The organism is Elioraea tepidiphila DSM 17972 (assembly GCF_000378465.1).
Classification (GTDB): Bacteria; Pseudomonadota; Alphaproteobacteria; order Acetobacterales; family Acetobacteraceae; genus Elioraea; species Elioraea tepidiphila.
In genome coordinates, this window is sequence record NZ_KB899928.1 from 48,644 (window position 1) to 60,712 (window position 12,069).

10 protein-coding genes are annotated in these 12,069 nt (G+C 70.5%); 2 read left to right on the forward strand and 8 right to left on the reverse strand.

All coding sequences use genetic code 11. The features are described from left to right. The 7 genes from F563_RS22750 to F563_RS0114725 form a co-directional block, all read right to left on the reverse strand. Complete coding sequence (locus F563_RS22750) at window positions 1-1,041, reverse strand: extracellular solute-binding protein (RefSeq protein ID WP_019015441.1); 1,041 nt, start codon at window positions 1,039-1,041, stop codon at window positions 1-3. Further along, window positions 1,038-1,787, reverse strand: coding sequence for a GntR family transcriptional regulator (locus F563_RS0114700; protein WP_019015442.1), 750 nt, complete (start codon window positions 1,785-1,787; stop codon window positions 1,038-1,040). Before F563_RS0114700 ends, F563_RS22750 begins: the two co-directional genes overlap by 4 nt. Beyond that, window positions 1,784-2,572: an ABC transporter permease gene (locus F563_RS0114705; RefSeq protein WP_019015443.1), complete on the reverse strand. Its 789-nt coding sequence runs from the start codon at window positions 2,570-2,572 to the stop codon at window positions 1,784-1,786. The genes F563_RS0114700 and F563_RS0114705 overlap by 4 nt, the downstream gene beginning before the upstream one ends. Next, on the reverse strand, window positions 2,569-3,438 hold the full coding sequence (locus F563_RS0114710; RefSeq protein WP_019015444.1) for an ABC transporter permease: 870 nt from the start codon (window positions 3,436-3,438) through the stop codon (window positions 2,569-2,571). The genes F563_RS0114705 and F563_RS0114710 overlap by 4 nt, the downstream gene beginning before the upstream one ends. After that, complete coding sequence (locus F563_RS0114715; RefSeq protein ID WP_211211438.1) at window positions 3,435-4,505, reverse strand: ABC transporter ATP-binding protein; 1,071 nt, start codon at window positions 4,503-4,505, stop codon at window positions 3,435-3,437. The genes F563_RS0114710 and F563_RS0114715 overlap by 4 nt, the downstream gene beginning before the upstream one ends. 162 nt (window positions 4,506-4,667) lie before the next feature. Continuing rightward, window positions 4,668-5,642 carry a hydroxyacid dehydrogenase gene (locus tag F563_RS0114720; protein WP_019015446.1) on the reverse strand — a complete coding sequence of 325 codons (975 nt, stop codon included), beginning with the start codon at window positions 5,640-5,642 and terminating at the stop codon, window positions 4,668-4,670. 1 nt (window position 5,643) lies between these two features. Further along, a complete protein-coding gene (locus F563_RS0114725) occupies window positions 5,644-6,612 on the reverse strand; it encodes a hydroxyacid dehydrogenase (protein WP_019015447.1) in 969 nt (322 codons plus the stop codon). A 189-nt stretch (window positions 6,613-6,801) separates the two neighbouring features. Here F563_RS0114725 and F563_RS0114730 point away from each other — a divergent pair, with 189 nt between their 5' ends. Together F563_RS0114730 and F563_RS0114735 are read left to right on the forward strand one after the other, a co-directional pair. Further along, window positions 6,802-8,421 (forward strand): thiamine pyrophosphate-dependent enzyme, encoded by a 1,620-nt coding sequence (locus F563_RS0114730; RefSeq protein ID WP_019015448.1) that lies wholly within the window; start codon window positions 6,802-6,804, stop codon window positions 8,419-8,421. A 258-nt stretch (window positions 8,422-8,679) separates the two neighbouring features. Beyond that, complete coding sequence (locus F563_RS0114735; RefSeq protein WP_019015449.1) at window positions 8,680-10,257, forward strand: 2-isopropylmalate synthase; 1,578 nt, start codon at window positions 8,680-8,682, stop codon at window positions 10,255-10,257. Between the two features lie 12 nt (window positions 10,258-10,269). Here F563_RS0114735 and F563_RS24045 read toward each other — a convergent pair whose 3' ends face one another. Next, window positions 10,270-12,063: a sensor histidine kinase gene (locus F563_RS24045; protein ID WP_019015450.1), complete on the reverse strand. Its 1,794-nt coding sequence runs from the start codon at window positions 12,061-12,063 to the stop codon at window positions 10,270-10,272. Window positions 12,064-12,069: the final 6 nt, after the last annotated feature.

Below are 12,069 nucleotides of genomic sequence, written 5' to 3' on the forward strand. Positions count from 1 at the left end.
TCAGGCGGTCAACCAGCTCAACCACCGCTCGCGCATCCGTTCGCGGTTGGCAGCGATCCACTCGTAGTCGGCGATCACCATCCGCGACCAGTTGTCGGGCAGCGAGGGACGGAACCGCCGCTCCTCCGGTGGCACCAGTGCGGCGGCGTTGCGATTGTTGGAGTCGAAGCTGACCTTGCCGCTGAACACGACATGCTCTTCGGGGTTCTGCACGAAGAAGTCGAGGAAGCGGATCGCGTTCGCGGTGTTGGGGCCGTTGCGCAGCACCGCCCAGTTGCCGACGTCGCGGATCGCTTGGTTCCAGGTGAAGTCGAAGTCGCCGCTCTTGGCCAGCGGCACGGAGCGGCTGGAATAGGACATGGTGGCGACCGCCTCGCCGCTGCGCATCAGCTGCATGATCTGATCCCCCGAGCGCCACCACGCGGCGACCTGCGGCTTCAGCGCCGTGAGCTTGCGGTACGCCCGATCGAGGTCGAGCGGAAAGAGCGCCTCGCGCGCGACGCCATCGGCGAGCAGGGCGGCGACCGGCACCCACCACTCGCGGTCGCCGGTATCGGGCAACGCACGGGGGCCCGGGAACTTCTGCACGTCGAAGAAGTCGGCCCAGCCCTCCATCGCGCGGTCGCCGAAGGCGCGCTTGCTCCAGACGAGCGTCATGGCACCACCGGTGCGCATCAGTCCGTGCGGGTAGCATGCGCCGGGGAGAGCGTTCTCGCGGACGCCCGCCATGCCGTCACAGTCGAGGGGCTGGAGGATGTCGCGGTGCTGGATCAGGTCAGGCGGTGTCGCGGTGACGATGTCGAACGGCACGTTGCCCGTGCGCGCGCCAGCGACCGCGCGTGCCCACTGGTCCGGCAGCTCGATCGGCACGGAGCGGACGCGGATGCCCGTGTCGCGCTCGAACCGGCGGTAGAAGTGCTCCTGCAGGCTCCGCTCCATCAGCCCGGCGGTGGTGGCGATGATCACCTCGCCTCGCTGGGCGAGCGCCGGACGCGTGGCGAAGGCGGCAAGTGCGGCCGCGGTGAAGGCACGACGCTTCATGGCTTGGGTCTCCTCTTGCGACGCGGTTTGGGTGCGTCGTCCGTTGTCTCCGGATCGAGCGGGACGACGCGGCCCGCCTCGATCTCTTCCAGCAGCCGCAGCAGCGCCGCGCCGCCCTCGATGAGGTCGGCGCAGACCGCCTCGCGCGCCGCTTCCGGGTCGGCTGCGCGCAGTGCGGCGATGACGTCCTCGTGACGATGCCGGCCGGGATAGCGCGGCCGCGCGTTCGGATACAGGAAGTTCAGCAGCGGGCCGTTGCGCAGCCAGATCCCCTCCAGCACGCCGAGCAGATTGGGCATCGCCGCGGTGCGCCAGATCAGGTGGTGGAAGCGGAAGTTCGATGCGATCGCCTCGGTCCAGTCCGCGGTGTCCTCGGCCTGCGTCAGGACCGCATGCTCGGCCGCGAGCGCGGCGACGACCGAGCGATCGGCGTGCCGCGCGGCCTCCTCCGCCGCAAGGCCCTCCAGCAGCAGGCGGATGCGCCGGAGTTCAAGATAGTCGGCGAGCGAGAGCCGCACGACACGGATTGCCGAGCCGGTGCGCATCTCGAGCCCACCCTCGCGGATGAGCTGGAACACGGCCTCTCGCACGGGTGTCTCGCTGACATCCATCGCCTCAGCGAGTTCGTGCAGCTTGAGCCGCTGGCCGGGCTTGAGCCGGCCGTGCATGAGGGCGTCGCGCAGCTCGGCGTAGACGCGCCCGCTCAGGCTGTGCCGCGCGACCGGGCGAACGGCCGGTCCGCTCACACCGCACCTCGTGCCGCGCCGCGGCGGCCGATCCAGTGCGCGGCGAGCAGCACCACAACCGACAGCGCGGTGAGGAGCGTCGCCACCGCCGCCAGCACCGGCGAGAGATCGTAGTCGATGTCCTCGAACATCTTGCGCGGCAGGGTCTTGCCGTCGATGTCGGAGATGAAGAACGACACCACCGCCTCATCGAAGGAGATGATGAAGGCAAACAGCGCGGCGCTGGCGATGCCGGGCAGGATCTGCGGCAGGGTGACGTTCAGGAAGGCGCGCCAGCGGCTCGCGCCGCAGGAGCGTGCGGCCATCTCCAGCGCGGGGTCGAAGCGGCGCAGGGCGGCGAGCACCGAGAACACGGCGAAGGGCAGAGCCAGCACGGTATGCGCCGCGGCGAAGCCGACCAGCGTGCCGGTCAGGCCGAGCCGGTCGAACACCAGGAACAGCGCGACCGCGAGTGCGATATGCGGCACCACGATCGGGCCGACCACGAGGGTCTCGATCGCGCGCCGACCGGGCGGGCGGCCGCGCACCAGGCTGAGGGCGACCATGGTGCCGATCACGGTGGCGAGGATGGCCGCGATCACACCCGCCTTCAGGCTGAACAGTGTCGCCGCGATCCAGTCGCGATCCGAGAAGTAGGCGCCGTACCATTCGAGCGTGAAGCCGCGTGGCGGAAACTGCAGGAACCGGTCGGGCCCGACGGACATCGGAATGATGATGATGGTCGGCACCATCAGGAACACGCAGACCAGCCACGCATAGACGTCAACGACGCGATGCCCGGTCATGACGAGGCCACGAACCGATCGAGCCGCATGGCCCGGTTGAAGAACGCGACCAGCACGAGGGTGAGCAGCAGCAGGCAGCCGACCAGCGCGCCAGCGAAGGGCCAGTTCAGGAGTTCCCGAACCTGCTGGCTGATCAGCGTCGCGATCATCATCTGCTGCGGCCCACCGACCAGTGCGGGGGTGACGAAGAAGCCGAGCGCCAGCAGGAACACCATGAGCGAGCCGCTCGCCACGCCCGGCAGGCTGAGCGGCAGGGTCACCTCGACGAAGCTGCGCAAAGGACGCGCGCCCAGGATCGCGGCCGCACGCGCGTAGTCGGTCGGAATCGCGCGCAGCGCGGTCCAGAGCGGCAGCACCATGAAGGGCAGCAGCACATGCGCCATGGCCACCACGACCGCGCCCTCGGTGTAGAGCAGGCGCACGGGCGCGTCGGTGAAGCCGAGCCCGATCAGCAGATCATTGATCAACCCGTTGCGCCGCATCAGCACGGTCCAGGCATAGGTACGCACGAGCACGCTGGTCCAGAGCGGCAGCATGACGCAGGCGGCAAGCAGCAGCAGCGCCACGCCGCGCGCGCGCGCCATCGCGACCGCCAAGGGATAGCCGAGCACCAGGCAGATCGCCGTCACCAGGGCAGCGATGCGGATCGTGCGCCAGAGCACGCGCAGATACACGGGCTCGTCGAACACCCGCGCGTAGTGCTCGAGCGTCGCCGCCGGGACGAAGAGGCTCTCGTGCAGCAGCACGCCGACCGGCAGAAGGAAGGCGATGAACAGCACGACCAGGAAGGGCAGCAGCAGCAGCAGGCTCAGCGCGGGACTCATCTCGCGCGCGCCGCGGAAGAAGGCGGAGGGCGGACGGCTCATGCGCCGCCCCGGAAGATGCGGCCATGTGCGGGGTCCCACGCGACACGCACGGTCTCGCCAGGGGCCGGCACGTCCGCGCCGGCGGCGATTCGCATCCGGAGCTGCGCACCGAACGCCGTACGCAGCAGGCAGGCGGTTTCGGCGCCGACATAGAAGGTCTCGATCACCTCGGCGGCGAGCCCGTCTTCGGCGCGACGAATCCGCTCGGGCCGCACCGCGAGTTGCGCCGTGTCGCCCGTCGCCAGGGCCGCCACGGCGGTGCCGTGCAGCTTCGAGCCGTCGGCGGCGCGCAGGGTTGCCGGGCCGCCCGGGTCTGCGGACCGCTCGGCGACGCCGTCGAGGAACGCGGTCTCGCCGATGAAGCCGGCGACGAACGGATTTTCGGGGCTCTCGTACAGCGCCTGGGGCGTGCCGACCTGCATCAGCCGTCCGTGGTCGAGCACGGCAATGCGGTCGGCCATGGTCAGCGCCTCGGTCTGGTCGTGGGTGACGAACACGACCGTGATGCCGAGGGCGCGTTGCAGGCGCTTGATCTCGAGCTGCATCTCCTCGCGCAGCGCCTTGTCGAGAGCCGAGAGCGGCTCGTCCATCAGCAGGATCGGTGGCCGGTAGACGATCGCGCGGGCGAGGGCGACCCGCTGCTGCTGTCCGCCCGAGAGCTGGTTGGGCAGGCGATCGCCGTAGCCGGCGAGCCGCACCGTGGCGAGGGCCTCGTCCGCCTGGGCGCCTCGCTCGCGCGCCGGCACACCACGCATCTTCAGCGGGAACGCGACGTTGTCCCGCACGCTCATATGGGGGAACAGGGTGGTCCGCTGGAACACCATGCCGATGTTGCGCCGATGCGCCGGCCACCAGGTCGCGTCCTCACCGTTCAGCTTCACGCGCCCAGAGGTCGGGTGCTCGAACCCGGCGAGCGTCATCAGGATGGTGGTCTTGCCGGAACCGGAGGGCCCGAGCAGGGCAAGGAACTCGGCGGGCTCGGCGGTGAGGCTGACGTCATCGACCGCGACCACGCGACCGAAGGTTTTGCGCAGCGCCTCGACGGCGACCTCCCCCGCCCGTGTCATCGTGCCGCCGTGGTCCCGCACTTGGCTCCCCATCTCCGCCCGGGGCAATCAAACGGATATATCCTATAGTCGTCAAGCGGCGACGGCCACGCTCGATCCGCTCCCGGACGGGAGCCGAACGGAACCGAGCACGACCGGGCCTGCGCCGGAACGTCGGCGCGGTCAGGCGTTGCGGCGCAACACCTCCGGGTTGACCACGACATGCGGGTCCAGCCGGCCGTCGAAGCAGGCGAGAATGCTCTCCGCGCACGACATCGCCATGCGCCGCATGCTCTCTGCCGTCGCGGCCGCGCTGTGCGGCATCAGCACCACGTTCGGCGCCTTGAGGAGCAGGTTGCCTGGCTCCACCGGCTCGACGGCGAATACATCGAGCCCCGCCGCGGCGACGTGACCGGATGCCAGCGCCGAGGCGAGGGCGGGTTCGTCCACCAGCGTCCCCCGCGCGGTGTTGACCAGCACCACGCCTGGCTTCGCGGCCTTCAGGAATGCCTCGTTCACCAGCCCGCGCGTCTCGCTGTTGGACGGGCAGTGCAGGGTGACGATGTCGGCCGCGGCGAGAGCTGCGTCGAGATCGTCCGCCGGCGTGAAGCCTGCGCCCTTGATGGTGTTGCGCGGCACGTAGGGGTCGCGCACCAGCACCGTCATGCCGAAGGCCGCGCAGAGCCGCGCGACGCGTCCGCCGATCCGCCCGAATCCGATCACGAGCACGGTGCGGCCGGCGAGATCGAAGGTCGGGAGCTCGGCCGGGAAGCCCCATTGCGCGGCCTTGGTGCGCGCGTGATAGCCGAGCGTCTGGCGCGCGATCGTCAGCATCAGCATCAGCGCGTGCTCGGCGACGCTCACCGCGTTCGCGTCGGGCGTGACCGTCAGCGGGATACCGCGGGCGGTGAGGGCCTCGACATCCACCGCGTCGTAGCCCACGCCATGACGCGCGACGATGCGCAGCTTCGGCGCCTGGGCGATCAGCCCGGCGTCGATCCGGGTGATCCGGACCGTGATCGCATCCGCCTCGGCGATGCGTGCGGAGAGCGACTCCGGCGTGACCGGGTCGAGCACCTCGACGGTCACGCCCGGCGCCGCCCGCATCAGCGCGATCGCGTCCGGATGGATCGGACGGAGGCAGAGGACGTGCGGCATCTCAGGCGTTCCTCCGCAACACCTCGGGGTTCACCAGGAAGCCGGGATCGATCCTGCCGTCGAGCGCGTCGAGGATGTTGTGCGCGGCGCGCACCGCCATCTTGGCGAGTGTCTCCTGCGCGGCCGCGGCGCTGTGCGGCGAAAGGATTACGTTGTCGAAGCCGAACAGAGGGTTGTCCTTCACGGCAGGCTCGATCGTCAGCACATCGAGCCCGGCGGCCGCCACCTTGCCGGAGCGCAGCGCCTCCACCAGCGCGGCCTCATCCACCACGGGGCCGCGCGCGGTGTTGATCAGCCACACGCCCTTCTTCATGCGCGCGAAGGCGTCCGCGTTGATCAGGTGATGCGTGCCCTCGTGCAGCGGGCAGTGCAGCGTCACCACATCGGCTTCGGGCAGCGCGGCCTTCCAGTCCGGAGCCGGAATGTGACCGTCCGCGGCGATGCGCGGGGTGGGGAAGGCGGGGTCGTGCACCATCACGCGCATGCCGAAGGCGGCGCAGAGCCGGGCGACGCGCGTGCCGATCCGGCCATAGCCGATCACCAGCACCGTGCGCCCCGCGAGCTCGCCGATCGGCGGCCCGTCCACCGAGCGCCACTCGCCGCCCTTCACCATCCTGTCGTAGGCCGGCACCTGGCGCGCGACGCCGAGCAGCAGCCCCATCGCGTGCTCGGCCACGCCGAGATCGTTCGCCCCGTTCACCACCGCGACCGGCAGGCCGCGCCGCGTGCATTCGGGGATGTCGATGGTGTCGAAGCCGACGCCGTAGCGCGCGACCACCTTCAGCTTCGGGCACTTGTCCAGAAACGCGGCATCCACGCGGCTGAGCCAGAGCAGGATCGCATCCGCCTTGGTGGCACGGGCGGCGAAGTCGGCGACATCGGTCGCCACCTCCACGGTCACGCCGGGGCGCGCATCGAGGATCGCGCGGCCTGCCGGATGGAGCGGCCGCTCGAGCAGCACATGGGGCATTCAGGGACTTCCTTCCTGGACGAGACGAGGGGGCGGCATCCTGCGGCGGGGCGGGGCGGTCGGCAACCCGTCTCGCGCCGGGCCGGCCCGGTGCAGCACGGTCCCCTTGCTCGCCGAGCCGGCCACTTGGCAGCGGCGCCGTTCGATGGTCGATTGCCGGCGCATCGCTTGGAGGAGGACCCACGCACCATGCCGCGCATGACCGGTGGCGAGGCGATCGTCGACAGCCTGCTTCGCCACGGGATCGACACCGTGTTCGGGCTGCCCGGCGTGCAGATGTACGGGCTGTTCGACGCCTTCGCGCGCAACGCCAACCGCATCCGGGTCATCAACGCGCGGCACGAGCAGACCACGGCGTACATGGCGCTCGGCTACGCCTGCGCGACCGGGAAGCCCGCCGTCTATTCCGTCGTGCCGGGCCCCGGCCTGCTGAACACCACCGCCGCGCTCTCCACAGCCTGGAGCGTGAACGCGCCGGTGCTATGTCTGACCGGGCAGGTGCCGTCCTCGCAGATCGGCCGGCTGCGCGGCCAGCTGCATGAACTGCCGGACCAGCTCGCGACGCTGCGCACCCTGGTGCGACACGCGGACCGGATCGAGGACCCGACCGAGGCGCCCCGCAAGGTGGCGCGCGCGTTCCAGGAGATGCTGTCCGGCCGGCCCGGTCCGGTGGCGCTGGAGGTTCCACTCGACCAGTTGCCGGCCGAGGCCGAGGTCACGCCCTGCGATCCGCTGCCGCTCCACCCCGCTCCGGCACCGGACCCTGCGAAGATCGCGCGCCTGGCCGATATGATCGATGCCGCGCGCAACCCGATGATCTGGGTCGGTGCGGGGGCGATGGACGCGGGCCCCGAGATTCGGGCGCTCGCGGAGAAGATCGGCGCGCCGGTCGTGCGCTACCGCGGCGGCCGCGGTGTGCTGGATGACCGGCATCCGCTGAGCCTCACCGTTCCCGAGGGCTACAGGCTCTGGCCCGAGACGGATCTGCTGATCGGTATCGGCACGCGGCTCGATGTGCCGACCGCGCGATGGGGCAAGCTGCCGGACGGCGTGCGGATCGCGCGCATCGACATCGACCCCGCCGAGTTCCGCAGGCTCAGCGTCGATCTCGGCATCGTGGCGGATGCTGCTGATGCGACACGCGCGCTCACCCAAGCCGTCGCGGGCCGCGACGATCCGGACCGCGCGGCCAGGATCGCGCGGGCCAAGGCCGAGGTCGCGGCCGAGATCCAGTCGGTCCAGCCGCAGATGTCGTTCCTGGAGGCGATCCGTGATGCGCTGCCGGAGGACGGCATCTTCTGCGACGAGATGACGCAGGTGGGCTATGTCTCCGCGTTCGGCATGCCGTTCCATGCGCCGCGCACCGCGATCGGTTCGGGCTTCTCGGGCAATCTCGGCGCCGGCTTCCCGACCGCGCTCGGCGTCAAGGTCGCGCATCCCGGTCGCGCCGTCGTGGCGGTGACCGGCGATGGCGGTTTCCTGTTCGGCGGATCGGATCTGGCGACGGCCGTGCGCTACGGCATCAACCTGGTGACGGTGCTGTTCAACAACAATTCCTACGGCAATGTGCTGCGTGATCAGCGCCGACTCTATGACGGACGCCATTGCGGTGCCGAGCTGACCAATCCCGATTTCCAGACCTATGCCAAGGCGTTCGGGGTGCGGTCCTGGCGGGTGACGGACGCCGCCGGATTGCGCAGCGCGCTCGGCGAGGCGCTGGTCACGAACGCGCCCTGCCTGATCGAGGTGATGACCGACATCACCAAGGAGCCTTCGCCGTTCAGGTTCCTCGCGCCGCACAGGCCGTGACGGTGGCGCGGACGGTGGGGCAGGCGCGCCCCGCTGGACAGGCGCCCCGCGCTGTGGATATTGTCGGCCCGATGCAACCGGCCCGCGCCCTTTCCGCCTGCACCGCGCCCCGCGCGGGCCTCGGCGCGCGCGCCCTTCTTCCGCTCCTCCTTCGACTTACCCGCCCCTGGGCGTGACGCCTTCGCGCTGAGACGCGCCGAAGCACCGCTCAGGGGAGACCCCGAGGCAAGTCGCATATCCAGGGTTCAGGAGCAGATCATGACCACCATCACCCATCCGTCGTTCGGCGAGGTCGCGCCCGACCGGGTCATCGTGTTCGACACCACGCTGCGCGACGGCGAGCAGTCGCCCGGGTTCAGCATGAACCTGGAGGAGAAGCTGCGCATGGCCGAGGCGCTGGAGGATCTCGGCGTCGATGTGATCGAGGCCGGGTTCGCCATCGCCTCGCCGGGCGACTTCGCCTCGGTGCAGGCGATCGCCGAGAAGCTGCAAGGGGCGGTCGTGTGCAGCCTCGCGCGTTCGGGCCGGGCCGACATCCAGGCCGCGGCCGATGCGCTGAAGCCCGCCCGGCGCAAGCGTATCCACACCTTCATCAGCACCTCGCCGCTGCACATGAAGTACAAGCTCCAGATGGAGCCCGAGGCCGTACTGCAGGCGGTGATCGACAGCGTCACCTTCGCGCGCCAGTTCACCGACGATGTCGAGTGGTCGGCCGAGGATGGCAGCCGCACCGAGCCCGACTTCCTCTGCCGCTGCGTGGAGGCCGCGATCAAGGCGGGCGCGACCACCATCAACATCCCCGACACCGTGGGCTACGCCGTGCCCGAGGAGTTCGCCGCGATCTTCACCATGCTGCGCGAGCGGGTGCCGGGTGCGGACAAGGTCATCCTCTCGGCGCATTGCCACAACGATCTCGGGCTCGCGGTCGCCAACACGCTGGCCGCGATCAAGGCAGGCGTGCGCCAGGTCGAGTGCACCATCAACGGCATCGGCGAGCGCGCGGGCAATGCCGCGCTGGAGGAGATCGCGATGGCGCTGAAGACGCGCCACGACGCGATGCCCGCCGACAGCGCGATCGTGACGCGCAACATCGTGCGCACCTCGAAGCTGCTCGCCACCATCACCGGCTTCGACGTCCAGCCCAACAAGGCGATCGTCGGCCGCAACGCCTTCGCGCATGAGGCCGGCATCCACCAGGACGGGATGCTGAAGCACGCCGGCACCTACGAGATCATGACGCCGGAGAGCGTGGGCTGGGCGAAGTCGAGCCTGGTGCTCGGCAAGCACTCGGGCCGTGCCGCGTTCCGCGACAAGCTGAAGCAGTTGGGCTACGGCGAGATCGGCGACAACGCGCTGAACGACGCGTTCCAGCGCTTCAAGCGGCTGGCGGACGCGAAGAAGGTGGTGTTCGACGAGGACATCGTCGCGCTGGTGGACGACGAAGTGGTGCGCGCGCACGACCATGTCCGCTTCGTCTCGCTGGATGTGCATGCCGGCTCGAAGGGGCCGCAGCGCGCGGTGCTGGAACTCGACATCGACGGTGAGGTCCGCAGCGCCGAGTCGACCGGCGACGGGCCGGTGGACGCCACCTTCAAGGCGATCCGGATGCTGTTCCCGCACGAGGCGGACCTCAAGCTCTACCAGGTGCATGCCGTGACCGAGGGTACCGACGCCCAGGCCAAGGTGACCGTGCGGCTGGAGGAGAAGGGCAAGCTGGTGGACGGGCAGGGGGCGGACACGGACACGCTGGTCGCGTCGGCGCGCGCCTACATCCACGCCCTTAACAAGCTGATGGTGAAGCGGCTGCGCACCGCGCCGGCCGCACCGGCCGCCTGACGTCCAGTCGGCTCAGGCCGCGGCCGCGGCCTGAGCCGGTCCGGTCTGCCGGCCGCGCCGCCGGATCGCCATCGTCAGTCGGAGTTCCGTCCCGGCCGCGCTGCTCTCCGTCGTCAGCGTCGCACCGAGCTGGCGCGCGAATCCGTCGATCAGCATCTTGCCGAGACCGCCACCCGGCTCGGTCTCCTCGTTCTGCTGCGACGCATCGATGCCGATGCCGTCGTCGCGCACGGTGAGCGTCAGCGTCTCGCCCTCGCGGCTCACCGTCACCGAGACCGTGCCGCTGCGGTCCGCCGGGAAGGCGTATTTCACCGCGTTGGTGACGGCCTCGGTGATGATCAGGGCGAGCGGCACCGCCTCGTCCGAGCCGAGCGTGAGGTCGGGGGCCGAGACCTTGAGCGCGATGCGCTCGCCCGGCGTCTCGCCGAGCGCCTCGAAGAGCTGGCCGCAGAGTTCCTCGAGGAAGGTGCCGAGCGCGATCGTCTCGAAGTCGCTATGGGTGTAGAGGTGCCGGTGCAGCGTGGCGAGCGCGCGCACCCGGTCGCGCGCGGTGCCGAAGGCGGCACGGGCTTCGGCCGAGCGCACCCGCCCGGCCTGGAGGTTCAGCAGGCTGGCGACGATCTGAAGGTTGTTCTTCACCCGGTGATGAATCTCGGCCATCAGCAGGTCGCGCGAGGCGAGCGCGGCGCGCAGTTCCTCCTCCCGCGCGCCGAGCGCGGTCGAGGCCGCGGTCATCGCCTGGGCGAGCGCGTGCACCTCCGTGGGCGCGCCGCGCAACGGGCCGGGATCGAAACGGCCGCCCCGGCTGCGCCAGGAGGCAACCGCGGTGCTGAGCGCGCGGAGCGGCCGGATCACGCTCATATGCGCCCCGATCGCGACCGCGCCGAGACAGGCGACGAGCAGGACGCCGAGCTCGATCATGCGCCGGATGACCGCGCGTCTCGCGGCTGCCTGATAGGTCTCCGAGGCGAGCCCGACCACCAGCCTGAGATCGTCGCCAAGAGACATCGCCCCATAGGCATAGGGCTCACCGCCCATGCTCGGGGCATCGACCTGGGTGACCGTGCCGCGCCGCAGCGCCGCCCAGGCGGAGAGCACCGGCAGCGTCGCCTCGGTCGCGGTATCGGTCAGCGGAAAGCTGCGCCCGCCGTCATCCATCAGCCACAGCGCCGTGTCGGCGCGCGCGGCTGGCCGGGTCTGCAGCACGAGGTGATCGAGCGACAGCCCGAGCCCGACCACGGCGACGAGGTCGCGTTCGCGCCGCACGGGCTGGGCAGCGGCGACGATGTTGCGCTGGGTGATCGGTCCGACCTGGAGCTCGCTCAGCACAAAGCGGTTCTTCTGCACCGCGTCGCGGAACCAGGCGGCTTCGGCAAAGGACTCGCCGCGCGGTGCCGGAATGGCGCTGCAGCGGGTGCGCCCCGCGCCGTCAACCACCCAGATGTTGCTGTAGCGGCCGCCCTGCAGGCTCAGCACCTCGATCAGCGCGCGGTCGCAGGCGTTCGGATCGCCCGCGATCACCGCGTCGTTGCGGGCGAGCGCGGTCAGGATCTGCTCGGCGCCATCGATCACCACCTGATGGCGCGCCACCGCCGCCTCGCGCACGAGGGCGACGCGTTCGCGTGCGGCCTGCCCGGCCTCGCGGTAGAGATCGACCGCGCTCTGGCCGACCAGCACGGCGACAGGGATGGCGCCGATCAGGGTCAGGCCGATCAGCCGCGCCCGCACCGAGGCGAGCAGGCGGACCAGGATCGGCGGTCGCCCGGGATGCGGGGCGTGGCCGACCTCCGATGCCCCTGCGCCCACCGGCGG